The 23,216-nt window shown below is 70.2% G+C and carries 24 protein-coding genes; 10 read left to right on the top strand and 14 right to left on the bottom strand.

Annotated elements, in window-relative coordinates; genetic code table 11:
- Positions 1-122: 122 nt before the first annotated feature.
- The 7 genes from ACFZBU_RS10750 to ACFZBU_RS10720 form a co-directional block, all read right to left on the bottom strand.
- The gene (locus tag ACFZBU_RS10750; RefSeq protein WP_391583147.1) at positions 123-1,424 is read right to left on the bottom strand and encodes a glycosyltransferase; all 1,302 of its coding nucleotides are present in this window, start codon (positions 1,422-1,424) and stop codon (positions 123-125) included.
- Entirely contained in the window at positions 1,414-2,019 is a 606-nt protein-coding gene (locus ACFZBU_RS10745; protein ID WP_391583146.1) for a TetR/AcrR family transcriptional regulator, read from the bottom strand. The genes ACFZBU_RS10750 and ACFZBU_RS10745 overlap by 11 nt, the downstream gene beginning before the upstream one ends.
- A gap of 81 nt (positions 2,020-2,100) precedes the next feature.
- A complete protein-coding gene (locus tag ACFZBU_RS10740) occupies positions 2,101-2,877 on the bottom strand; it encodes an ABC transporter ATP-binding protein (protein WP_391583145.1) in 777 nt (258 codons plus the stop codon).
- Positions 2,874-3,851, bottom strand: coding sequence for a FecCD family ABC transporter permease (locus ACFZBU_RS10735; protein ID WP_391583729.1), 978 nt, complete (start codon positions 3,849-3,851; stop codon positions 2,874-2,876). The genes ACFZBU_RS10740 and ACFZBU_RS10735 overlap by 4 nt, the downstream gene beginning before the upstream one ends.
- Positions 3,852-3,958: 107 nt before the next feature.
- On the bottom strand, positions 3,959-4,957 hold the full coding sequence (locus ACFZBU_RS10730; protein WP_391583144.1) for a FecCD family ABC transporter permease: 999 nt from the start codon (positions 4,955-4,957) through the stop codon (positions 3,959-3,961).
- Complete coding sequence (locus ACFZBU_RS10725; protein WP_391583143.1) at positions 4,935-5,750, bottom strand: siderophore-interacting protein; 816 nt, start codon at positions 5,748-5,750, stop codon at positions 4,935-4,937. Before ACFZBU_RS10725 ends, ACFZBU_RS10730 begins: the two co-directional genes overlap by 23 nt.
- Positions 5,751-5,761: 11 nt before the next feature.
- Positions 5,762-6,769 carry an ABC transporter substrate-binding protein gene (locus tag ACFZBU_RS10720; protein WP_391583142.1) on the bottom strand — a complete coding sequence of 336 codons (1,008 nt, stop codon included), beginning with the start codon at positions 6,767-6,769 and terminating at the stop codon, positions 5,762-5,764.
- A 106-nt stretch (positions 6,770-6,875) separates the two neighbouring features.
- Between ACFZBU_RS10720 and ACFZBU_RS10715 the strand changes: the two genes are divergently transcribed.
- Entirely contained in the window at positions 6,876-7,685 is an 810-nt protein-coding gene (locus tag ACFZBU_RS10715) for a helix-turn-helix domain-containing protein (protein WP_391583141.1), read from the top strand.
- Positions 7,686-7,739: 54 nt separating this feature from the next.
- Here ACFZBU_RS10715 and ACFZBU_RS10710 read toward each other — a convergent pair whose 3' ends face one another.
- Positions 7,740-8,174, bottom strand: coding sequence for a YdeI/OmpD-associated family protein (locus tag ACFZBU_RS10710; RefSeq protein WP_391583140.1), 435 nt, complete (start codon positions 8,172-8,174; stop codon positions 7,740-7,742).
- Positions 8,175-8,510: 336 nt separating this feature from the next.
- Positions 8,511-8,909: a VOC family protein gene (locus tag ACFZBU_RS10705; RefSeq protein ID WP_391583139.1), complete on the bottom strand. Its 399-nt coding sequence runs from the start codon at positions 8,907-8,909 to the stop codon at positions 8,511-8,513.
- A 124-nt stretch (positions 8,910-9,033) separates the two neighbouring features.
- Here ACFZBU_RS10705 and ACFZBU_RS10700 point away from each other — a divergent pair, with 124 nt between their 5' ends.
- Complete coding sequence (locus tag ACFZBU_RS10700; RefSeq protein ID WP_391583138.1) at positions 9,034-9,906, top strand: sigma-70 family RNA polymerase sigma factor; 873 nt, start codon at positions 9,034-9,036, stop codon at positions 9,904-9,906.
- The gene (locus ACFZBU_RS10695; RefSeq protein WP_391583137.1) at positions 9,903-10,367 is read left to right on the top strand and encodes a VOC family protein; all 465 of its coding nucleotides are present in this window, start codon (positions 9,903-9,905) and stop codon (positions 10,365-10,367) included. Before ACFZBU_RS10700 ends, ACFZBU_RS10695 begins: the two co-directional genes overlap by 4 nt.
- Before the next feature lie 221 nt (positions 10,368-10,588).
- Here the strand turns inward: ACFZBU_RS10695 and ACFZBU_RS10690 are convergent, their stop codons facing one another.
- Both ACFZBU_RS10690 and ACFZBU_RS10685 read right to left on the bottom strand, forming a co-directional pair.
- Positions 10,589-11,224 carry an SRPBCC domain-containing protein gene (locus ACFZBU_RS10690; RefSeq protein WP_391583136.1) on the bottom strand — a complete coding sequence of 212 codons (636 nt, stop codon included), beginning with the start codon at positions 11,222-11,224 and terminating at the stop codon, positions 10,589-10,591.
- Between the two features lie 32 nt (positions 11,225-11,256).
- Complete coding sequence (locus ACFZBU_RS10685) at positions 11,257-11,652, bottom strand: ArsR/SmtB family transcription factor (RefSeq protein WP_391583135.1); 396 nt, start codon at positions 11,650-11,652, stop codon at positions 11,257-11,259.
- Positions 11,653-11,819: 167 nt separating this feature from the next.
- Here ACFZBU_RS10685 and ACFZBU_RS10680 point away from each other — a divergent pair, with 167 nt between their 5' ends.
- On the top strand, positions 11,820-12,491 hold the full coding sequence (locus ACFZBU_RS10680; RefSeq protein ID WP_391583134.1) for a DNA alkylation repair protein: 672 nt from the start codon (positions 11,820-11,822) through the stop codon (positions 12,489-12,491).
- Positions 12,492-12,741: 250 nt separating this feature from the next.
- Positions 12,742-13,587: an inositol monophosphatase family protein gene (locus ACFZBU_RS10675; protein ID WP_391583133.1), complete on the top strand. Its 846-nt coding sequence runs from the start codon at positions 12,742-12,744 to the stop codon at positions 13,585-13,587.
- Positions 13,588-13,949: 362 nt separating this feature from the next.
- Here the strand turns inward: ACFZBU_RS10675 and ACFZBU_RS10670 are convergent, their stop codons facing one another.
- Both ACFZBU_RS10670 and ACFZBU_RS10665 read right to left on the bottom strand, forming a co-directional pair.
- Positions 13,950-14,477, bottom strand: coding sequence for a hypothetical protein (locus ACFZBU_RS10670; protein ID WP_391583132.1), 528 nt, complete (start codon positions 14,475-14,477; stop codon positions 13,950-13,952).
- 761 nt (positions 14,478-15,238) lie between these two features.
- Positions 15,239-15,706: a MarR family winged helix-turn-helix transcriptional regulator gene (locus ACFZBU_RS10665; RefSeq protein ID WP_391583131.1), complete on the bottom strand. Its 468-nt coding sequence runs from the start codon at positions 15,704-15,706 to the stop codon at positions 15,239-15,241.
- An 84-nt stretch (positions 15,707-15,790) separates the two neighbouring features.
- On the opposite strand from ACFZBU_RS10665, the gene ACFZBU_RS10660 reads away from it, so the two are divergent.
- Entirely contained in the window at positions 15,791-16,717 is a 927-nt protein-coding gene (locus ACFZBU_RS10660) for a zinc-binding alcohol dehydrogenase family protein (RefSeq protein WP_391583728.1), read from the top strand.
- A gap of 144 nt (positions 16,718-16,861) precedes the next feature.
- Here ACFZBU_RS10660 and ACFZBU_RS10655 read toward each other — a convergent pair whose 3' ends face one another.
- Positions 16,862-17,470: a helix-turn-helix domain-containing protein gene (locus ACFZBU_RS10655; protein WP_391583130.1), complete on the bottom strand. Its 609-nt coding sequence runs from the start codon at positions 17,468-17,470 to the stop codon at positions 16,862-16,864.
- A gap of 123 nt (positions 17,471-17,593) precedes the next feature.
- On the opposite strand from ACFZBU_RS10655, the gene ACFZBU_RS10650 reads away from it, so the two are divergent.
- From ACFZBU_RS10650 to ACFZBU_RS10635, 4 genes are all read left to right on the top strand, one after another.
- A complete protein-coding gene (locus tag ACFZBU_RS10650) occupies positions 17,594-18,412 on the top strand; it encodes an MBL fold metallo-hydrolase (protein ID WP_391583129.1) in 819 nt (272 codons plus the stop codon).
- 309 nt (positions 18,413-18,721) lie between these two features.
- Positions 18,722-19,873, top strand: a complete 1,152-nt coding sequence (locus ACFZBU_RS10645) for a hypothetical protein (protein ID WP_391583128.1) — start codon at positions 18,722-18,724, stop codon at positions 19,871-19,873.
- The gene (locus ACFZBU_RS10640) at positions 19,866-22,670 is read left to right on the top strand and encodes a CHAT domain-containing protein (RefSeq protein WP_391583127.1); all 2,805 of its coding nucleotides are present in this window, start codon (positions 19,866-19,868) and stop codon (positions 22,668-22,670) included. The genes ACFZBU_RS10645 and ACFZBU_RS10640 overlap by 8 nt, the downstream gene beginning before the upstream one ends.
- Positions 22,667-23,173, top strand: a complete 507-nt coding sequence (locus ACFZBU_RS10635; protein WP_391583126.1) for a hypothetical protein — start codon at positions 22,667-22,669, stop codon at positions 23,171-23,173. The genes ACFZBU_RS10640 and ACFZBU_RS10635 overlap by 4 nt, the downstream gene beginning before the upstream one ends.
- Positions 23,174-23,216: the final 43 nt, after the last annotated feature.

Here is a 23,216-nt window from a genome sequence, read left to right as displayed (position 1 = left end):
CTGCACATCCGACGCCGCACGGCATGCTCCGGGTCGGCCTCGGCCTGCTGCCGGGCCGGAACTCCAGTCGGGCTTCCGAGTTCGATCCGAACCGCCGGGGGAGCCGGCGTCGGTGACGGCGATCAGCCCGCGAACCCGGTTCGCCCTGCCGGCTCGGTCGTCTCGCGGTTGGGCGAGGCCAAGGCTTCGAGTTCGACGACCGCCCGGTCGGTGGCGGTCTCGGCGCTGATCGCGCTCGCCATTCGCCGGGCAGCGGAACGGTAGGACGGGTCGTTCAGCACCCGCTCGACAGCGCGGGCGATCGTCCGCGCCGAACTGCCCTTGCCCACCGTGACGCCGGCGCCCGCCAGTCGCACGTGCGCCGCCACCTCGATCTGGTCGCGGCCGAGCGGCACGCAGACCATGGGGACCCCGGCGGCCAGCGACTTGACGGTCGTCCCGTGGCCGGCGTGCGTGACGGTCACGGCGGCGTGGCGCAGGGCGAGGCGGTGCGGCGCGGCCGCGACGACCCGGACGTTGGCGGGCGCGCGCACGCTCGCCGGGTCCACGGCGGGACCGGTGGTCAGCAGCCCGCGCACCGGCAGGGTGCCGAGGGCGTCCGCGATGCGCTCCAGCAGGTTGCGCTGCTTCATGAAGGAGGAGCTCAGGCCGACCAGCACCAGCGGGGCGTCGCCGTCCGGGAGCGTCAGGTCGCCGGCCCAGGCGGGGTCTTCGAGACGCGGGCCGACGTGGCGTATGTGGTCGGGGAACCGGCGCCCGGCGTGGTCGAGGGCTCGCGGCGAGAGCACGAGCACCCGGTCGGCGCGTTCGAACGCCTCGACGACGGAACCGAGCGGCCTCAGGCCGTTCGCGACGCGGGCGGCGTTGAGGGCGGGCAGGCCCTTGACCCATGGTGTGCCGGACAACCGGGTCACCAGCCGGTCGCGCAGCCTGCCGGGCGCGCCCTCGGCCGGGGCGAAGCCCGGACCGGGCGGCGGCGCCCCCGGAGTGGGGAACGGATAGATGGTCGTCGCCAGCGAGGCCACGGGGACGCCGGCCGCCTCGCCCGCGGTGACCGCGCCCAGCAACATGTGCTCCGTGACCAGCACGTGCGCCGGGCGGGCGCGCAACTCGGCGAGGGTGTCGCGGGCGTAGTCGGCAGCCGGTCCGCAGACGATGCGGTCCCGCAGCCGGGCGACCGCGCCGAGCGGCGTGCGGGCCTCGAAGTCCCTGATGACGTCCTTGGCCGGGTCGGCGGGGTCGCCTTGCGGCGCGGTGGTCCAGGCGACCGCCTCCAGACCCGCGGCCACGATCTCGTCGCGTAGGGAAGCGTCGCCCAACACTCTTACGTGGTGGCCGCGTTCGGCGAGCGCGCGGGCGACCGACAACACGGGCGGCACGGCTCCGCCGCCGGCCCAGGTGGCGAACAGGAAGTTACTGGGCATGGTGTTCCCTCCGGGGGTCGATCGCGGTCAACAGGTCGCGCATGGCCCGCTCGGCGTCCTCGCGGGACAGGCCGAGATCTCGGCGCCACAGCTTCCACAGATAGACGTCGGTGGCGGCGTAGTGCAGGTTCAGCGCGTGCTCGCGGGCCGGGCCGTCGGCGGGGAGCCGGTCGGCGAAGACCCGTTCCAGCCACGCCCGGTGGAGACCGCGGGCGTGCGTGGCGGCTCGGGCGGCCGAGGGGATCCGGTCCATCTGTGCGATCCAGAGCACGTTGGCGTCGCCCTGCTGCTCGTAGTCCGCGAAGAGCACGGCGACGATGGCCGGCACGTCTCCCGTCGGAGCCTGGCGAGCGAGTTCGGTCTGTGCCGCCACCGCGTCGGCGACGGCGTCGGCGAGCCCGTCCTTGCCGCCGAAGTGGTTGACGATCGTCTGCACCGAGACGCCGGCCGCCTCGGCGATGTGTTGCAAAGTGACCTCGTCGTGCCAACGCCGCGACCACAGCCCGGCCGCCGCGTCGATCACGCGCGCCCGGGTGACCTCCAGAGCCGCGGCCCTGGCGCCCATGCGGTACGAGCGCCTGTCCCTACTTTCCATGGAGCTGATTACATATTGAATTTAATTGCCGGTCAAGCGAAAACTCGGCCGGCCGCGCGCGGGCCCCGTCGGGGAGGTGGGTCAGACCGTCGGCACCACCAGGGGTGTTCCGGTCACCGGGTCGGGAACGACGATGCTGGGCAGGCCGAAGACGTCCTCCATCAGGGTGGCGTCCACGATGTCCTCGGGCGACCCGTCGGCGTGGACTCGGCCGTCCTTCATCGCCACGATGTGATCCGCGAATCGGCACGCCTGGTTGATGTCGTGGAGCACCGCGACGATGGTCCGCCCGTCGTCGCGCAGCGCGGCGAGCAGGCGGAGCAACTGGTACTGGTGGGCCAGGTCGAGGAAGGTCGTCGGCTCGTCCAGGAGCACGTACGGGGTCTGTTGCGCGAGCACCATGGCGATCCACACGCGCTGGCGCTGGCCGCCGGAGAGCCGGGCGACCTGCCGATCCGCGAGGTCGGACACTCCCGCGGCGGCCATCGCCTCGTCGACCGCCCGGACGTCGGCCGCGGTGCGCACCGAGAGCAGCGAGCGGTGCGGGAAGCGCCCGCGGTCCACGAGTTGACGTACCAGGATGTTTTCCGGTGCCGCCAAGTCCTGTGGCAGGAAGGCCATTTCCTGCGCGATGTCCTTGGGGCGGTACCCGTGGACGTCGCGACCGTCGAGCAACACCGCCCCTGCGGACGGCCGCAACAGGCGTACGAACGCCCGCAACAGGGTCGACTTCCCCGACGCGTTGGCACCGATGATCGCGGTGAAGGCACCGTCCGGTATGTCGAGGCTGAGGTTCGCCGACACCGTGCGATCGCCGTACGTGAGGGTGATGTCCTGCGCGGTCAGGCGTGCGGTCACGGTCGTTTGACTTCCTTGAGGAGCAACAGCAGGAGGTACGTGCCGCCGATGGCCGTGGTCACCACGCCGACCGGAAGCGTCACGGGGGCGAGCAGGCTCTGTGCGACCAGATCGGCGCTCGTCAGCAGTACGGCCCCGGTGAGCGCCGCCGGGACGAAGTGGATGCCCGGGGACCGGGTGACCGCGCGGCCGAGGTGCGGAGCGGCGAGCGCGACGAAGGCGATCGGCCCGGTGATCGCGGTGACCGTGGCCGTGCAGCCGGCGCCGGCCACCACCGCCGACACGCGGTGTCGGTTCAGGCGTACGCCCGAGGTCACGGCGATCGCGTCGCCGAGTGCGGCCTGCTGAGTCGCCCGCGCGTTCGGCACGAGCAGCACCGCCAGTATCGCGGCGGCGACGAAAGCCACGTTCAGGTCGGACCAGCCCACGCCGTTGAGTGAACCGACGTTCCACATCTCGGCGGCGATCGCCACGTCCAGTTCGGCACGCAGGATGATCCACGAATTGACCGCGGTGAGCATGGCGTTCACGGCGATGCCGATGACGATGAGCCGGTGGCCGCCGAAGCCGGATCGAGTGGAGAGAGTGAGGACCACTCCGGCGGTCAGCAGACCTCCCACGACCGACCCGAGGGCCGTCGGCGTGGTCGATCCGCCGACCACGACCATCACGATCAGCGCTCCGGTGTACGAACCGACATCGAGGCCGATCACGTCCGGGCTGCCCAGTTCGTTGCGGGTCAGGTTCTGGAACACCGCGCCCGCGCAGCCCAGCAGCGCACCGAACAGGCACGCCGCGACCACGCGCGGAAGGCGCCACTCGCGGACGACGACGGAGAGATCGCCGTGCCCGGCGAGACCGTCGGCAACCTCCAGCGGGCTGCTCCAGGTGTCGCCCCGGCACAGCCCCGTCCCCGCACACACCAGGAGCAGCACCAGCAGCACGGCGTTGCCCACCACCGCACGCGGTTCCAGGCCGAGGGCGCGACGGGCGCGGGCGAACGCACTCGCACGGGAGGGCGGATCCGTCTTCGAGGCCGACCCGAGGCTGTCGGTCGGCGGGAGGGTGTCCGTGGGCCCGGTCACAGGGTGGTCCCTTCATAGCGGCGCACGGCCCAGATGAGCACCGGCGCGCCGAAGAAGGCGGTGACGACGGCCACCGGGACCTCGCCGGTGGGCAGCAGCAGTCGACCCGTGATGTCGGAGGCCAGCAGCAGGATCGGCCCCAGGAGCGCGCTGTAGATCAGGAGCCACGGCACCGAACCGCCCGCCGCGTGACGCACGATGTGCGGAACCATCAGGCCCAGGAAGGCGATCGGCCCCGCGACGGCGGTCGCGGTGCCGGCCAGCAGGGTCACGACGGCCAACACCGCCACGCGTGTGCGGACCACGTGGGCGCCGAGGCCGTGGGCGACGTCCTCGCCCAGGGAGAGTGTGTTCAGCGCGCCGGTGAGCGTCGACGCGCCGACCAGGGCGAAGAGGATCAGGAGTACCGGCAGCAGCAGGTGGGTCTGTTCCCGGCCCGCGAGGGAACCGACGCTCCAGAACCGGTAGTGGTCGAAGGCGTCCGGGTCCAGGATGCGCAGGGACATCGACACACCCGAGAGCACCGAGGCGAGCGCGACACCGGCCAACACCAGGCGCAGCGGCGCGGTACGACCGACCGCGTACACCAGGATGCCGGCGACCAGCGCGCCCGTGAGGGCGAGGGCCACCTGCGCGCCCTGACCTCCCGCGAGCCCTGTCGTGGCCCCGACGGTGACGGCGAAGCCGGCACCCGACGTGATCCCCAGGAGGCCCGGTTCGGCCAGGGGGTTGCGGGTCAGAGTCTGGGTCAGGGCACCGGCTGTCGCCAGGGCCGCGCCCACGCAGATTCCCAGGATCGTGCGTGGTACCCGGATTTCACGGATCGTCAGGTCGGTATCGGCGCCGGAGGGATCGGTCAGTGCCCGCCAGACGTCGGCCGGTGGAATCGCCCGCGCCCCGAGGGCGAGGCTCAGGCCGCCGACCAGGACGAGCAGGGCGACCGCCCCGACGAGCAGGAGGACCTTGGGCGCGTCAGTCCTCGAGACCGGCGACACCGCGCCTCCAGTAGCCGGTGAACAGGGAATCGAGGCGGCCTTTGGCCCACGCACGAAGCGGCTTGATGTCGTCGGTCTCGCCGGCGGCGAACAGGAAACTCCGGTCGGCGGGAAGCGGCAGGGCGCGCACGGTCTCGGCGAGCCGGGACGCGCCGTCTCCGCGCGCCAGCCAGGTCACCCGTACGCCGGCGCGCTCGGCCAGCGGGTAGTGGTGCTCGTCGGCGTGCTCCGTCTCGACGACGAGGTGCGCCGAGACGTCCTGCGGCGACTCCTCCAGCCACCGCGCCGCAGCCGGCAGCGCGGTGGTGTCGACCGCGAAGACGTAGTGGTCGTAGGTCTGCGGGAACGCCTTCGCCCCGGGCGGCCCGGCGATGGCCACGTCCGCGCCGGGTGCGGCGGCGACCGCCCAGTCCGAGGCCACGCCACCCGGGTGGATGACGAAGTCGATGTCGAGTTCGCCCGCCCGGGCGTCGTAGCGTCGTGCCGTGTACCTGCGGCTGGTCACCATCGGACGCGGCCAGGTCAGCGACTGCTCGTCGTCGGGCACGGGGAGGCGGAGGGTGCCGTCGGCGTCCGGGAAGACGATCTTGAAGTGGTCGTCGAACTGGTGGCTGTGGAAGCCGTCCAGACCCCGGCCGCCGACCGTCAGGCGCAGCACCGACGGGGTCACGTACCGCTTGCGCAGCAGGGTGACGGTACGGATGCGGATCGGGTAGCCGATCCTGGCGATTCCTTCGCCGCCCGCGTGGTGGGCCGCGACGCGGGCGCCGGGGTTGTCTCGTGAGATGTGCACGGCGTTTCCGATCACTTGGCCAGGAGGGGGGCGAGCGCCTGGTCGACGACGTCGAGCGTCCGTTGCGCCTGGGCGTAGGTCGCCGCCGCCGTGTAGCGGATCGGGAAGGCCTTGCCGGCCTTGACCGCGGGCAGGTTCTTCCACAGCGGCGAGTCGAGGACGTACTGCACGCTCGCGCTCGGGGTGCCGTCGTCCTGGACGGTGTAGGTGATCGCGTCGGCCTCGCCCAGGCTCGCCGGCAACTCTTCGATGGAGGGCGTCTCCGAGACGTCGGAGGAGCCGCCGCTCTTCTTCTTGACCTGGCCGTAGTAGTGGACGCCGATGTCCTGCGTGATGTTCGTGCCCCACGACCCGCCGAATTCGCGCTGGAAGGTGCCCTGGGAGTTCTCGGTGTAGGCGCCGAGGTGGCCGAAATCGAGGCCGCCGACGGCACCGGCATACTTGGCCTTCAGCTCGTCGGCCCGCTTCTGGTACGCCTTGCGGGTCTCCTCGGTGTGGCCGGCGCGACCGGCGGCGTCGGCCTGGCGGGCCGACAACTCGCGCCACGCGGACGGCAGGCTCGGGCCGATGGCGACCACGGGCGCGATCGATGCGAGTCGCTTGAGATCCATCTCGCCGAGAACGGGCTTGGGCACGCCGATGATGATGAGGTCGGGCTTCGCGGCGGCGATGGCCTCGTAGTTGGTCTCCTTGGTGGTCGCGCCGCCGATCTTGTGCAGTTTGTCGTAGGTCGCGCGCTCGGGACCGGTCATCAGTCCCAGGCCGCGCGGCCAGGTGGATATGCCGACCAGGGGAGCGTTCGCCTCGATCAGCACCGGTACCGCGTAGCCGGTCGCGATCACGCGCTTGGGGTCGACCGGGACGGTGATCTGTCCGTTGTCGCCGGTGATCACCCGCGTGGCGCCGCTCTTCCCGCCCTTGCCGCCGTCGGAATCGGAGCCGCAGCCCGCCAGGAGGGCGGTCGCGGTCACGGTGGCCACCCCGGCGCAGGCGAGGCGGATCAGCGGATGAACGGACATGGGGATTCCTTCGGGTCGAACAGGTCCATGCGCCCCCAATCGGTCGGCGCGGGGAACTTAGGCTAGCCTCACCTGAGTCTCGTTGGTTGTGCGGAAAGGTCATCCGATGTCGATCAGAGGACAGGATGTGCGCGAGGACCCGATCGCCTGCGACTCGTTCGGATATGGGCTCGGGCAGCCCGCGGGCATCCTTCTTCTCCACTACCGCACGGCCGGTCCCCTGGGATTCGGCGCCGTCCGACAGGACCTGCTCCACCAGCTCTACTGGTCGCCCGACGGAATGCTCTCGGCCGTGCACGGCGGCCGGTCCTGCTTCACGGCGCCCGGCGAGGGCTTCTGGGTCGAGCAGGCGGTGAGCCACGAGGTGCGCGCCGCCGATCGGCAGACCGTCTTCCGGATCTGCCTGCGCGAAGTGCCGGAGTCCCTGGCCGGGTTGCGCTCCGGCCATGTGACGATCGGCCCGGAGGCGAAGCGCCTCGTCCAGGAGATCGCCACCCCCGGATACGACGAACGCCGAGCGCTGGAGGCCCGCGCGGGCATCATGCGCGACCTGGCCCCGCTTCCCGCGGACATCGCCGACCAGTGCGCGGACGGCCGGGGCTTCGCCCGCGCGGTCGCCCGTGCGATGTCCCACAACCCCGCGGACCCGACCCGCCTCGACGAGTGGGCGGCGCGCCTGCACATCAGCCCCAAGACCCTCCAGCGGGACTTCGTACGCGAGTTCGGCATGTCCTTCACCCGCCGCCGCACACTGCTGCGGCTCGGCGTCGCCCGCGCCCTGCTCGCCGGCGAACCGGTCTCCGTGGTGGCCCGCCGGGTCGGCTACGCCAGCGTCTCCGCCTTCGTCCTCGCGTTCGCCAAGGAGTACGGCTGCCCACCCGGCCGGTACGCCAGCACCCGCCTGGCCGCAACCTGAACGTTCGGTCCTGCGCGCGGCGTTGCTCGACCGGCGGAGTCGTGCGTTCGAGTCTCAGCCCCGTAGGTGGGCGACGGCCTTTTCGATGCGTCGCCGGCGTGTCTCGGGTTTCTTCGCGCTCTCGATGGCGCGCACGTGCTCGCGTTTGCGACCGTGCGGAAGGTTGTCGTACGCGGTGCGGGCGAGGGGGTCGTCGTCCAGAGCGCGGGCGAAGTCCGCAGGCTCGACGACGACCCGCGGCTCGGTGTCCAACTCCACCTCCACCTCGACCTCTTCGCCGATCGTGACACCTGCGGCCTGCCGGTTGGCGTTGGCGAGGCCGAGCAGGTGGCGGCCGCGCATGATCGCGACGCGACTCTTCCAGGAATGCCCGTTGACGGTGATCGTCACCGGTGGCCGCGCGCCCCCGCCGAGCGCCTCCACCACCTCGGGCGGGACTTCCAGCCCCCGCATGGGCTCGGGCGGTTCGACGACGGCGTGAAACTTCACGATCGCTCCTTGTTTGGCGTTCTCGGTCGCCGGCGGACGCACCGCGGCCATTTTCGGAGGGCCGGGCCGTATCCGGCGGATCCTGGTGGGGTCGCGCCGCCCGACATCCGCGCTTCGGGCCCTCGCCGCGTGCGTCTTGCCGCTTGCCGCACCGGAGAAACCGCCGGATGGAACCACTGCGCGGCCGCTTCTCCGGCACGCCGAGCAGACGGCTCCGGAGACGCGACTCGATCACCGAGGTTCACCGAGGTCCCCCGAGGTCCCCCGAGGTCCCCCGAGGTCCCCCGAGGTCCCCCGAGGTCCCCCGAGGTACACCAGGATCCACCGGACAGCGGTCTAGCCGTTGCCCTGGGCGGTGTGGCCGACGCGCCAGATGTAGCCGTCCAGGTCGGCGAAGGTGCCGCCGTAGCCGCCCCACGGCAGGGCGTCGGCGGGCTTGAGGACGGTGGCGCCGGCCTTCGCGGCCTGCGCCATCATCTCGTCCACTCGCGCCTCACTGCCGAGTTCGGAGGTGAGGACCAGCCCGCTGAAGCCGTTGCCTTCCGGGCTCGTGCCCACCAGTTCGGCCAGACCTTCGCGGCCGTAAAGACCGATGGGCGAGGCGCCGTCGGACTCGAAGAACACCGAGATGCCGTGGTCGTTCTTGATCTTCCAGCCGAGCCCGTCGGTGTAGAACCGCTTGGCGGCCTCCATGTCCCGGACACCGAGCAGGGTCGGGATCTCGTGCGCTGTCATGGCGCTTCTCCTTCTGTTCGCGGTGTAAGCGCTACCTGAACCGGCAGGCGAACCGCCGGATGTCACATCGGCGTGAGTTCGCCGGTCAATTGGTATGACAGGCGCCGACGGAAGAATGTGACCGATGACTGAGCAGGATTGGCTGAGCGCACGGTTCGCCGAGCACCAGGACCGCTTGCGGGCGGTGGCCTACCGGATGCTCGGCTCGCCGGCCGAGGCCGAGGACGCGGTCCAGGAGGCCTGGCTGCGCGTCGGCCGTGCCGATACGGGCCAGGTGGAGAACCCGGCGGGGTGGCTGACCACCATCGTTGCCCGGGTCTGCCTGAACATGCTCGAGGCGCGCCGGGCCCGGCGCGAGGACTCGGCCGGGGCGCTGCCGCCCGAGCCGGACGCATCGCACCGGAGCTCCCATCCGAACACTCCGGCCACCCCCGAGGACGAGGCACTGATGGCGGATTCGGTCGGCGTCGCGCTCACGGTGGTGCTGGACACGCTCACTCCCGCCGAGCGGCTGGCATTCGTCCTGCACGACGTCTTCGCCGTGTCGTTCACCGAGATCGGCGCCATCATCGACCGTTCACCGGCTGCGACCCGGCAACTCGCCAGCCGCGCCCGGCGGCGGGTCCAAGGAACAGCAGACGTCTCCGATGCCGCGAGATCCCCCAAGCGCGAAATGGTCGCCGCCTTCCTCACCGCGGCCCGGGACGGAGACTTCACGGGCCTGCTGGAGTTGCTCGATCCGGATGCCGTGGCCCTCGAGATCCGCGGCGCCCACGCGGTGGCGGCCTTCTTCGCCGGACGGGCTCAGGCCGCCCGCATCGCCCTGGTCGACGGCGTCCCGGCGGCCGTGTGGTGGCACCGAGGCCGACCGCAGGCCGTCTTCACGTTCACCATCAACGGCGCGAAGATCACCCGCATCGCCGTCGACACCGACCCGGACCGGCTTCGCGGCCTCGACATCGTCCTCCTTCCCACCGGCGACAAGGAGCGGCGTTGACCGGCACGAAACTCGAACTCTCGTCCTGCGCCCTCGTCGTCCACGACGTCGACGAGGCGCTGCACTTCTACCGGGACGTACTCGGCTTCGCGGCACGCGACAACGTCGGGCCCGAAGGGATGCGGCGAGTGAGCGTCGGCCCGCCGTCACAACCGGACATGCGGATCCTTCTCGAGGCTCCCGGCACGGACCCGTGCGTCCCGCCGGCCGACCGACAGGCGATCGAGCAGCTCGTGGCCACGGGCCTCCTGAGCCGTCTCGTCTTCACGACCGACGATTGCGACGCCACCTTCCACCGCATCGAGGCCGCGGGCGTCGAAGTCATGCAGGAACCGATCAACCAGCCCGACGGCGCCCGCGACTGCGCCTTCCTCGATCCCTCCGGCAACATCCTGCGATTCACCCAGCCGACGCACGCGGCACCCGTTCCGGAGGGCACCGGTCCGGCTCGGTGCGAGTGAGCGGGGCGGGGTGCCGTTTCCGTTCTCGTGCCGGGTTTCTTGCACCGGGGGCGGGGTTCTTGTGCCGGGGTTCTCGTGTCGGCGTTCTTGTGTCGGCGTTTCTGTGCCGGGGTCGACCCGGTGTGATCGGCGCCCGTTTCGGGGCAGCGGATCGGAGACATCGCGCGACATGAAGTGGGAGCGGGGAGGGCGGAGCACGCACGCGTCGAGATTCGCCGCTGTCAGGCGCCAGGCGGTCGGCCCGTGTAGAAACCGAAGGTTGCCTCGGCGGTGCGGGCCGCGACTTCTCGGTCGGCGCCTGCCGCGATGTAGGCGTCGGCCCAGCGATCGGCGGCCGCACGTGCGAATGCCTTGCCTTCGTCGGAGAGTGCCCATTCCTCGGCTTCTTCGGGCGCGATCCTGCCGTCCTGTACGCCGAGGTGCAGGGCGAGACCCAGGAGGCCCTGATCCCATCCGACGCCGGTGGCGCCCGGCCCGAAGGTGTCCCACATCTCGGCGGGCATGTCGGCGACTCGGGAAGTGTGCTCGAGCTCGAACCGCGTGCGTTCCGGCCCCAACGAAGTGAGCCGAACGCGGACCCATGAGACACCGCCCGCGAACTCCCACGTCACACGGTAGCCCGCAGTTCCGTCGGACGGCGGCGTGCAGGAGAGGATCTCACCGCTCGCATTGCCTGTGAGTCGGTACCGCCCGCCGATGCGGAGGTCTCCCGAGACGGGCAGGAACCAGCGCGCGATGCGCTCGGGGCTCGTCGTGGCGTCCCACACGTCGTCGATGCCGGCGGGATACTCCTGGGCGATCGTCTGGATGCGCGCTGGTTCCCCATCGATCTCGCCGGTGTGCAGCGCGCGGGCCACGGCGTCGATCTGCGAAGGCACGTCGACCATGCTCACTCCTCGCCTTGCGGTGTGGGACCGTCGGAACCGACGGTTTCGCCGGAACTCGCCTGCTCGGCGGCCGACCTGCGCGCACGTTGACCACGCGCGAGTTCCGTACCGAGAGCGGCCAACGGGCCGCGCCAGAACCGCTCGAACGGACTCAGCCATTCGCTCACCTGCCGGAGCCCCTCCGGGGCGACGGCGTACAACCTTCGAGTGCCCTCGGGACGGACGGTCGCGAAGCCCTGCTCTCGCAGCACCCGCAGATGTTGCGAGACGGCGGGTTGGCTGATGCCGAACTCCTCGCCGATGGCGGCTGATATGTGACCCGCCGGCTCTTCCCCGTCCACGAGAAGCTCAAGGATCCGTCGACGAACCGGGTCGCTCAGGACCTCGAACGCGTGCATGGGGTCCATATTTGCGTCTACACTTATATAAGTCAAGCATGAATCACGGGGAGGGGGTCGGCCGGATCCGGGCGCCCCGCAGGCCCCTGCATCGGTATGGCCGGTGCGCCCGTCGACCGCGCCCGTCGACATGCGCTGGAACGCGCGTGGTGAGCAAGGAGACCGAGATGGCCGAGACGACACTGGCCGAGGTGATGACCGAGTTGGCCGCGCTCGACGAGCCGAAGGTGCGCGAGGTCAACCGGAGGCACGGTGACGATCACGGCGTGAACCTCGGCAAGCTGCGCGCGCTCGCGAAGGAGTTGAAGACTCGGCACGAACTCGCCCTTCGGCTCTGGGAGACGGACGATTCCGCGGCAAGGCTCCTGGCGATCCTGATCTGCCGCCCGAAGGCGTTCGGGGCAGACGAGCTGGACACCATGCTGCGTCAGGCGCGAACCCCCAAGGTGTGCGACTGGCTCATCGGTTACGTGGTGAAGAAGAACCCGCATTCCGAAGAACTGCGCTCGGCCTGGTTCGCCGATCCGGACCCCGAGGTGGCGAGTGCCGGATGGGCCTTGACCACCGAGCGCGTGGTGAAGAAGCCCGAGGGGCTCGACCTGGCCGCGCTGCTCGACGTCATCGAGGCACGGATGAAGCACGCTCCGGATCGCCTCCAATGGGCGATGAACGAATGCCTGGGCCACATCGGGATCGAACACGCCGAGCATCGCGCCCGAGCCATCGACATCGGCGAGCGTCTGGAAGTTCTCAAGGACTACCCGACGCCACCGAACTGCACGTCCCCATTCGCACCCACCTGGATCACCGAGATGGTGCGCCGAAAGCACGACAAGTAGCCCGAAGAGCCACCACTGCCGCATTCCCGAGCAGGACGTGCCCGCCGCGCGCGCGGCGCCACCGTCCGCCCGGCGGTGGGATGCCGGGCACCGGACGTGCTCGCCGGGAGCGCGCGGCGGGCGAGGTCCGGGCAGCGGGGCGAGGCCCGCGCGCCAACCGTTCTCTACTCCCCGCTGGGCACCCCCGGCGCGGGCGCAGTCGAGGCCGGTGGAAGCTCGGTCGATGGGCGGCGCGTGCCAGGATCGTCGGATGGACTACTCGCCCGATGCTCCGCCTGTCGACCACGAACTGCTCGACTTCGCCGTGCACGTGATCGACCGGGCCGGGCAGATGTCGGTCCGGGGATTCTTCGGCGAGTGGCATGGTCGGCGCAAGGCGGACGGCACCGATGTCACGGACGTGGACATCGCCGTGGAGGACCTGATCCGGGCCGAGTTGGCACTCCGGGCGCCCGACGACGGCATCTACGGTGAGGAGGGCGGAGCGACTACCGGCTCGTCCGGGCGGCGGTGGGTGATCGATCCGATCAACGGGACCTCGTTGTTCACGCGGCGGGCGCCACTGTTTACGAACGACCTCGCGTACGAGGACGAGTACGGGCCGGCCGTGGCTGTGATCAATTGGCCGATGAGCCGGCAGTTGGTCGTTGCCGGCCGGGGCCGGGGCTGTTGGCTGCTGCTCGGCGAAGACCCCGGCATGGCGCGGGGTCGGCGCGTTCGGGTCGGTGAGCGGTCGAGGTTCGGTGGGGCCAGGACACAGATGCACAATCCGGCGGGGTGGCCGGAGGAACTCCTGACGGCCTTGCATCGCCGGGTCTTCCTGACCCCCGCCGCGAGCGGCGTCGCCGACCTGGTGACCGGCCGGATCGACGCGATGGTGGTGGCCGGTCCTCCGATGGGCTACGAGGACGTCGCCACCCTGCCGGTCATCGTCTCCGAGGCCGGTGGGCGGGTGACCGACCTCGGCGGGGACCCGGTGCTGACCGGCGACATGACGATCCTGGCCACGAACGGCCTGCTGCACGACGATTTCCTGGAAGCGGTGGCCGGTCTGGCGCGCAGGCGCGACGTGCGGGACCTCGACGACGAAGACTGAGCAGCCTCATTCGCACCGGTCGAACGTTCGCCGGTGCACCGGGGTACAAGGGCACGAAATCGGATGTCTGCGCGCTCCAGGCCACGACAACCCGCACCGGACTGCGCGTAGTCACCACGGCTACGGTCCCGGGCCTTCGCCGAGGAGGCGTGTCCGGCCGGCGGTGGCTGTACCGACGCGAGAACTTCCGCACTGTGTGCGTCCGTTCGACGGTGACGACGATGAGCCGGGTGCCACACCCCGCGCAAAGCCCGGGCGGCCGGGTTCCCGAACCGACCGGGAGCCACCTTCCGCGCCCAATCCGTCCGGCGCGCCTCGCCGGTCCCCGTCGGGTCGGTGGCGCGTGTCGGGTCGAAGAGTGTTCAGGGCGGTCCGGATTTCGGGGGAGTGGCGTCCCGGCCGAGGGCGTCGAGGGCTGCGGTGTGCAGGTCCATGAGGCGCGCCAGGTGGGCGCGGCGGGGCTCACCGGTGAAGGTGGCCAGGCACCGGTAGTCGTCGTCCGAGGTCAGGAAGATGTGGGTGGTGGTTTGTGCCGTCTCCTCGGTCACCGTCGTCGAACTTCCGGTGCCGACCTCGGTCCAGCGGTACGGGGTCGACGTGCCGTTGTGGGTGTGGACGACGCCGTGGGTGAAGCAGTACAGGTGGGGCACGTTCGCCCCGGCACGACCTTTGTACCGGAGGAACCCGTATAAGCCGATCCAGCCGGCCGCCACGGCGGAACAGATCCAGACGACGGCCGACCCGTCGTGTTCCGTCGCGACGGGAACGGCGGTCAGGGCGCCGAAGGCCAGGGGCAGCATTCGACCGTCGAGGCCGGGCCGTGCCAGGCACTCGTATCGGCCGAGCCCGTGCGCGGCTCCGACCGCCTTCGCGTCCTTGCGCACGCCCATGGATCCTCCCGGAGAGTGACAAGACGACTGTTCCCGTGCCCGCCGCGAGCCGAACCCGCCTACGCCGGACAACACTTACGGCTACCGCCGTGTCCATGCCCGGCTGCGGCATCACGCACAGGGCGAGCGGATCGTGCCTGGCCGCTCCCCCAAGGGCAGTACCCGTAAATGCCTATGGCGACGCAGCCGCACTGTGCCGGGTCCGCGGGCGCGGTTCCGGCTCGGGCCGCGACCGGCGCCGACGAGTACGAAATGCTCGTCGGGGTGGGGCCGACCGCGGAGTCGTCAGAGCTTGCGGGCCACGCCGCCTTACAACCAGACCAAGTCGGGATCGTACTCGCCCGCCTCCCGGGAATCGGGGCGCCACCGCGGCAGGTTCACCAGGCCGGGGTCGAGCAACTCGAGATGTTCCCCCGGACCGACACTGCGTCCCCTTCCGCTCGGATGCGCCGTCTCCGCAGCCGACCTACCCAGCCCGCACCGAGCCTGACACATCGTCAGTTCGAGTGTGTACGTGCGGAGTTGCATCGGGTCGGTGCCGCCCCACTCAGGCGCGGGGACAGGGACGATCGGCGTCCTTGGTTGTCCCGGTGCGCAGCTGCAGTCCGGGCGCCGCGGCCGGGTAACACGGAGGCGAGCGGGGTCGGTTGGCCCGGAGTAGCCCGCGGGCATGACCGACGTGATCATCCTTGCACGGTGCCTGGCATCAACCGGCTCACGTCGGCGTCGATGCGTCGGGCCGGCGCGGCAACGGCCAGGACTCAGGGCGTGCCGCGCGCCGGGCGCTCGGGACGCGGCGTTGCCGGCAGGGGTGGGGTGAGAAGGGGCTCGAGCAGCTGAGCGAGCTGCTCGCGCTGTTTCGGATCGAGTCGATCGGTTGCCGGTGCGAGGGCGTCCAGGACTTCCTCGTACATGCGCTGGGTGAGGTCGCGTCCGGCGTCGGTGATCACGACGACGACGGCGCGCTTGTCGTCCGGGCCGGTGCCGCGGGTCAGCAACCCGCGCCGTTCGGCGCGGGCGACGAGGCCGGACAGGGTCGACTTGTCCAGGCCCAGGAAGGCCGCGAGGTCGCTCATGCGGGGGCGTCGGTCGCGCACGATGCCGAGTACGCGCAGCTGGGTGAGGGACAGGTCGTGCTCGGCGCCGATGCGGGTGAGAACGCCCATGACCTGGAAGGCGCTGCGGACCAGGCCGTCGACCAAGGCGTCCGTGGAGTCGTCGGGATCCATGAGCGCCACCCTACTTGACATTGTTTGCATTACCAACAACTCTGGCGATGATTGGTAATGCAAACCAACCTGCGGGAGTTCCTCATGCATGCTGCGGTCATCACCGCGTACGACGCGCCGCCCGTCTACGGTGAGCACCCCGAGCCGGTGGCCCGGGGCGAGCACGAGCTGGTGGTGGACGTCCTCGCGGCGGGCCTGCACCACCTGACCCGGGCCAAGGCGAACGGCACCCATTACTCCGCCACCGGCGTCTTCCCGCTGGTGCCCGGCGTCGACGGCGTCGTGCGCGACTCTTCGGGCCGCCTGCGTTACGCGGTCCTGGACGACACGAACCTCGGCACCTTCGCCGAGCGCACCGTGATCGACGCTCGCCGAAGCGTCGTCCTGCCCGACGACGTGGATCCGGTCCGGATCGCCGCCGCGATGAACCCGGGCATGTCCTCCTGGGTCGCCCTGCGCCGCCGCATCACCTTCCGCGAGGGGCAGCGCGTTCTCATCCTCGGCGCCACCGGCAGCGCCGGACGCATGGCCGTCCAGATCGCCAAGCGGTTCGGCGCCGCCCAGGTCTTCGCCGTCGGCCGCGACGCCACCCGCCTCGGAGTGCTGCCCGACCTCGGCGCGGACCGGGCGCTCACCTTCGACGAAATCGCCGCCGCAGCCGACGTCGACGTCGTCCTCGACTTCGTCTGGGGGGCTCCCGCCGCCGGCGCCATGCTTGCGATGCTTACCGCCCGTGCCGACCGCTCTGCTCCGCTGACCTGGGTCCAGATCGGCTCCATGGCGGGCGAGTCCGCCCCGATCCCTTCCGCGGCGCTGCGTGCGGCCCGGCTGAAGATCGTGGGCAGCGGCATCGGCTCGGTCTCCGCCCGTGACTTCATCGCCGAACTGCCCGAGCTGGCGAAAGCAGTGACCGAGGGCGCCATCGACGTGCGGGCCCGTGCCGTGCCGCCGGCCCGGATCGCGCAGGCATGGTCCGAGAAGACCGGCGAGCGCCTGGTCTTCGTGCCCTGAACCCCTCGGCCCACCTCACGTGTTCGGCTGCCTGCCGCCGCTCCACGCGGCGGGCGGCCGGCAGATTTGGAGCGGTGCACCACGTACGTTCACTTGCGTGGGTGATGCCGCCCCACCGCCCCGGGTTCGGGAACAGGCGGCCGATCAGGTTCTGCGCGAGATGATCATGATGTATTCGCAGGGAGCGTTCGTTCGGTTGGCGAAGCCGTGGTCCGCGTCGGCTTGAAAGAACAGGGAGTCGCCCGAGTTCAGGGTCTCGCTGATTCCGCCGACCGCGACGGTGAGGGCGCCTTCGAGCACCACGAGTTGTTTCTCCGTACCCGGCGGATACGCGGGCAGCAGCCCGGTGGAGACCTGCGCGGGAAGGTGGTGGACGACCATCTCGGCTCGTCCCGCGCCCGGGGCCGCCGACACGATGTGCCGCTCGAAGCCGGTTTCCGGGTCACGGAAAACGGGGCGATCGTTCTTGCGCATGACAACGGCCACACCGGACGCGGCAGCAGCCGGCGCACCGATCAGGTCCGAGAGCGACACATCGAGCGCGTGGGCGATCCTGGACGCGACGCCGATCGTCGGGCTCTTCTCGCCGCGTTCGACCTTGGACAACATCGCCCGGCTGACCGACGACCGGGTGGACAACTGCTCCAGCGTCAGGCCCGCCTCCTCGCGGCGTCGCCGCACGTTGCCGCCGAACGCGCCGGCCAGGTCGTCACCGTGTTCCGGTTCGGCCGCGTTTGCGTCTTGCTCGACCACCGTGCTCCTCGATCGACGGGTACCTCGCTGCCCACAGTGTAGGTAGGGTAGGGTTCTTCTAAAGAAGATTTGCTCTTCTATCGGAGAACATGCGATGTGCGCCCGACACGACGGAGGGGTTCCATGCGTTTGATCTCGAGTGGCCGGCACCATGCCACGTTCGAATTCGGTGACCTGCAGGTGATCTCGTTGCGAGACGGGTACATCGACATGCCGCCGACACGGCTGCGCAACGAGGACGGGTGCACGCTCGACGAGCTGCCGGCCGCCGTTCCGTTGGTCGGCGACAACCTGCGGCTGTCGGTCAACGCCTTCTTCGTCACCGACGGCACGCGGTCGGTTCTCATCGACACCGGCGCGTCCGACGTCTGGCACGACCCCACCATGGGATTGATCCACGAAGCGCTCGACGAAGCGGGAATCGACCGCGCGCAGGTCACCGATGTGGCGATCACCCACAAGCACGAAGACCACGTGAGCGGCCTGATCGCGCCGGACGGTTCACAGGCGTTCCCCGAACTCGAGCGCGTGTGGATCGGCGCGGGCGACGCCTCGGTGTTCACGGGGCGGCTCGAGCCGATCCGCGACCGGGTCGTACCCGTGTCGGAGAAGGTCGCGATCAACGACTGGACCACCGCGATCCCGACACCGGGTCACACGCCCGGTCACACCGTCTACCACATCGAGAGCGGCACCGGCCGGCTTCTCGCCTGGGGCGACACCGTTCACGTCCCCACGCTCCAATTCGAGCAGCCGAACGTGTCCTGGGAGCTCGACGGCAACCAGTCCCAGGCCCGCGCCGCGCGAGCGGCCCTCCTCGAACAACTGACCCAACCACACCACTTCGTCGCCGGCGCCCACCTCGACTCACCCGGCATCGCCCGCGTCACCCGCTCCGGCAACGGTTATGCGCTGGACTACCTCGCCCCACCGATCGGCTGATCGAACCTGTCCGCCCCGGGCGGTGCTCGCGTATGGGGGAGGCAGCCGTGCGGACAGCGGCGCGGCGAGGGAGTAGCGGCTCGGCACAGCCCCGACGGCGGTACGCCGGCAGGCTGCGGCGTTGCGGGACGGCAGGGTCCGGCCGTGGTACCCGGGAGCCCGGATCGGAACCGCCCGCCCGGCGGAATGCCTCCCATTTCGCCCTCGCCGACTCTCGTATCGGCATAACCTGAACAAGTCGCCATCGGTTGGTGTCGCTTGCGTTGTCATACGAGGCGCAGTCCGGCCTCGGCCTACGGGGGAGGGCTCATGCACGACGGACTCAACTGGTCGCTGTTACTTGACGGGCCGAAGCTGCCCGGAGATCCGATCGCGGCGTTACAGGGCCACCGTCCCGAAGCGGAACAGGCGGAAGCATTGCGGCAGCTGGCCGACGCAGCCGCGCCGGGCGATTCGTCGGCCGTGAATCAATACGCGGCCGCGCTCTTGGCTTTCGGACGCAAAGACGACGCGGAGCGCGTGTGGCGCACGTTGATCGAGCGCCGACCCGACTTTGCGTATGCGTATCTGAATCTCGCCACCAGTCATCTGATGGCAGGCCGTGCCGACGAGTGCGCCCGCACACTGGAGGCGTGCCGCGGCCGGTCCGGCATCGACCCCCAGGGACGGCAACTGGTCGAGCGGCGGATCGCCGAACTGGAAGATGCTCGACAAGACACGGCCAGGCAGGTGCGATATCTGGAACTACGGGTTGCCGCGATCCGGGAGCGGTTCGAGCGGGGTCTGGCGTCCGCGGAAGAACTCAAGGAGTTGGCACGACTGCTCAGCAGCCTGGTGCAGGTTCCCGGCAGCGGTGTCACCAGCAGGGACTTCCTCGAGGCGGCACGACAAGTGCGCCGTGCGGCCGCCGACGACCCGGACGCGCTCGAGATCCTGGCGGCTGCGCTGATCGCGGCCGAAGGTTTCTCGCCCGAATTCAACGATGTCCTCCTGGAACTGGAGAGGGTGGCCCCCCATTCGACACTGCTGGCCACCGTCCGGGAGTGGCACACCGATCCCATGCAAGCGCAGCACGCGGAGTCACGGGCGCAGCGGCTGCGTGAGGTCGGACGGCGGGCGTTCGCCGGTGACCGGAATGCCGTGGAGGAACTTCGTCTGGAAGTACAAAGATCTCCCACCAATCACGACTACCGTTTCGATCTTGTCTCCGCCGTCTACCACATGGGCGACTACGCCGAGGCACGCAGATTGACCGACGAGTGGGCCACAGATCCATCGGCAGATCACCTCGTCCACTTCCATGTGGCCCAGTTCTACTGGATCCTGGGCGCGCAGGACCTCAGCCGGCACCACTTCGGGCGCGCCTATGCCACCGCGGCCGACGAGACGGACCGCGAAGACGTGCGGCTCGCCATGCGCACGGTCGGCGCCGGCGATCCGGCGGATCTCGACCGTGGATGAGCTGCCGAGGTCCGAGAGTGGCGAGGACCGGGGCGAGCGCGACTTGGCCCGGGCACTGTTGTCCGCGATGTCGGTCCGGCACGCGGAAGGCCTGCTGACCAGGGCCGCCGGACGTTTCGACCCCGATGTGCTGCTGCGTGAACTGGACCGTCTGTGCATCGGGTTGAAGGCCGCGGGCCGCCCGGAGGAAGCCGCCCTCGCAGAATTCCACAAAGGTACGGTCGAGGGCCTGCACGCCGCCCTGACGTACGCCTTTGAGCGGATCACCACCATGGCGCGGCGGGGTGACGGACCCCGACCGTCGGGATACCGGGATCCAAGCGATGACCCCCGCGAGCAACTGGAGCGGGAGTCCAGGGAGTTGAGCGAACTCGGCGCACTGGACGCCGCGCTCGCGGTGCTGCGACGGGCCGACGCGATGCCGCCATCCGGTCCGGGTGGCGTACCGAGGATCGCGGCACTGCGGATGCACCTGGCCGGCGCCCTTCGGTCGGCGGGGCGGGCCCAGGAAGCATTGGCGCTGCTCGACAAGGTCGCTTTCGGTCCGGGGACCGCGATCGCGTCCGGGGACGACGCGCTGGTCATGCAACTGCAGACCAACCGCCACTTTTTGCGTGGTCTGCTGTGTGACGACAACGCTGCGTACGAGCAGGCCAGATTCTCCTTCGGGCAGGCGATCGAGGCGGCGCGGGCCTGCGGCGACTCGGAGGCCGAATACCAGGCACGCACCGCTCTCGCCGCCTCGTACCAGAAGGCGGGCCTGATTCGGGAAAGTGTGCGCGAGGCCCGCCGGGCACTGTCCCATGTCGAGGTGAACGGAGGTCGGTTGGTCGGTGCGCTGAACAACCTCGGCCATGCCTACGGGGGGGCGGGCGAACCGAAGGCCGCACGAAGTTGCTACGAGCGGGCGCTGCGACTTCTCGAAGACGAGGGTAACGAAGGGCTGAGCGCGGTTTACGCCCTGATCGGCATCGGAGACCTGGCCCGCGACGCGGGAAACGAGAACGAGGCCGCCAAGGCCTACTTCCAAGCGCTGGTGAAGTCCATGAGCGCCGTGACGTATGTCATGGAGGAGGGCATGTCCCTGGTGGTGACCCGCGCCGAGCACATGGGCGCGGCCGGGGACCTACTGCTGACCACCGCCGACGCCTTTCGGGACACCCGCCCCGACCTTTTCGCCTCCGGGACCTCACGGCTGCTGTTCGGGCTGGCGCACGCGTCTCGGCACGAGCAAGCCGGACGGCACGCGGACGCAGTCGCGATACTGCGCGAACTCACCGCCCAGGGCTCGCAGCAGTCACCATCCGTGCAGATGGGGCTTCTGGCGACGGAGCGCCTGGCCCGCACTCTGATGCGGTGGACCGAGCACGCCCCGGCCCGTCAGGACGCCTTCGATGCACTATGGGAGGCCCGCGAGCGGCTGGTACGGGTGCCGTCGCAACGTCGGAGCACACAGGATTGGCCCGCTCGGGTGGCGCTGCACCGAGGTGTGTACGAATCACTCCTCGACCTGCTTCTCGACCACGGAGACGAACTCCGCCTTCCCGGCACTGCCGAATCCCCACTGGAACTGGCTTTCGACCTGCACGAGGAATACAAGACTTGGACGGGGGGCACCGGCCGCGAGTCGCCCGTTCCAGCGAGGTTTCATGCGCTGCGCAGATATCTCCGAAACCACCCGGACGCCGCCGAGTGCGCCTTCGTGTCGTACTTCTGCGGCCACCATGTCGTCACGATCTTCACGTACGTACCGGCGACGGACCGACTCACCGCCGTACGGACCCCATTGACCGAGCAGACACTGCGCCAGGCAGCGGAGCGGCTGCGCCGTGCCTTCGACGGCGATCCGGAGGCGTTCCCGCCGCAGGCACCGCTGCCGGCCCGTCGGCCGTGGAAACGCAGTCTGGCCTTTTTCGAGGAATTGGCCGACGGTCTCCTTGCCTTCCTGCCACATGTGACAGGCAGGCAACTGCTGTGTGTTGCCGCCTGCGGCACATTGCACAATCTGCCGCTTCACGCGCTGCCGCTACCCGGCGAGGACCGACCGCTGGCGGAGCGACACGCCGTCGTGCAGGTCACCAGCGCCACGATACTGCTCAGACTCGCCGATCTACCGCCGGCGAGGGGCAGCTCCACGGTGTACGTCGCGGGGACGGCGGACCGTGACGACCCCGAGCCCGGCCGGCTCGAGCACGACGCCGAACTTGTCACGAGCTGCGGCCGGTCTGTGGTCGGCGACACGGGAATCCGGGCGACACCGGACGTGGTGGCCATCGGGCTCCGAGGCGCCTCGATCGCACATCTGGCCGGGCACGGCTGGTTCGATCCGACCGAGCCACTGGACTCGGGACTACTCTTCTCGTACGACGGGCAGCGCCCGACCCGGCACCCGTACACCGTCGACGTGCAGACCAGGCTGGACCACTTGCTGACGGCCCGCCGGCTGGCGCGGGAGGGCCTGCGGCTCGACCTGCTGACGCTGCGGGCATGTTCGACCGCGCGTTGGGACGCACAGAGCACGGGCTATCTGGAGGCCGTCGTCCAAGCACTCCTGCACTCCGGAGTGCGCACGGTCGTCGCCACGTTGTGGGACGTCGACGACACGAGCTCGCGCCGACTCTTCGCGGACTTCTACCGCCTTCTGCTCAGCGACGACCCGGTCACGCCGGGGCAGCCGCCATGGCGGGCGTTGTGGCAGGCCCAGCGCGCCATGATGCGGCAGCCCGGCGGCCACTGGGAGACCCACCCCTATCACTGGGCCGCACTGGCTCTGTTCGGTGTCTGGAGGCACACGTGACCGCAGCTGTGATTGCCGAACTCGATGAGCGCTCGCTGATCCTGGCCCTACAGGAGGTGACCGAGGATCTCGCCGCCGATGTGGCACCCGAGGCCCGACCCATGGACAGGGACGAGGCCGAGGCCCTGTTGGCCGCCCTGCTGGAAGCCGGCGGGCACAACGGCACGGAGGCCGCGGACCTGAACGGGGTCGACCAGTACGCGGCCGCACGCAGGCTCCTCGTCCTCCTGGTAGAGGACCCCGCGACCGCCGACGTGGTGCGGGCCGTGGTGGCGGAGCCGCCGTCGGATACCCGGCTCGGTACCGACCTGGCCGTGCCCGCAGTGGTGGTTCTGGCCGGAGTGGTGGGGTGGCTGCAGACGAAGATCGATGTGCGGATCAAACGCAAGGACGGGAAGTCGGAGTTCGAGTTCCGGGCAACGAAGGCGGCCGCGCGCGCCGGCCTTCTGAAGGAACTGGCCGCTACGGTGGTCCGGTTGTGGAACGGGCCGCCTCAGCAGTGACGTTCCGGTCCTTCGTACCGGATCCGTTGTGGGCGCCCGGCTT

The sequence above is a fragment of the Embleya sp. NPDC008237 genome (genome assembly GCF_042956465.1).
In the GTDB taxonomy this organism is placed as follows: domain Bacteria; phylum Actinomycetota; class Actinomycetes; order Streptomycetales; family Streptomycetaceae; genus Embleya.
Note: the sequence above shows the minus strand (reverse complement) of the source record. Positions and strands in the feature narration are given on the sequence as shown.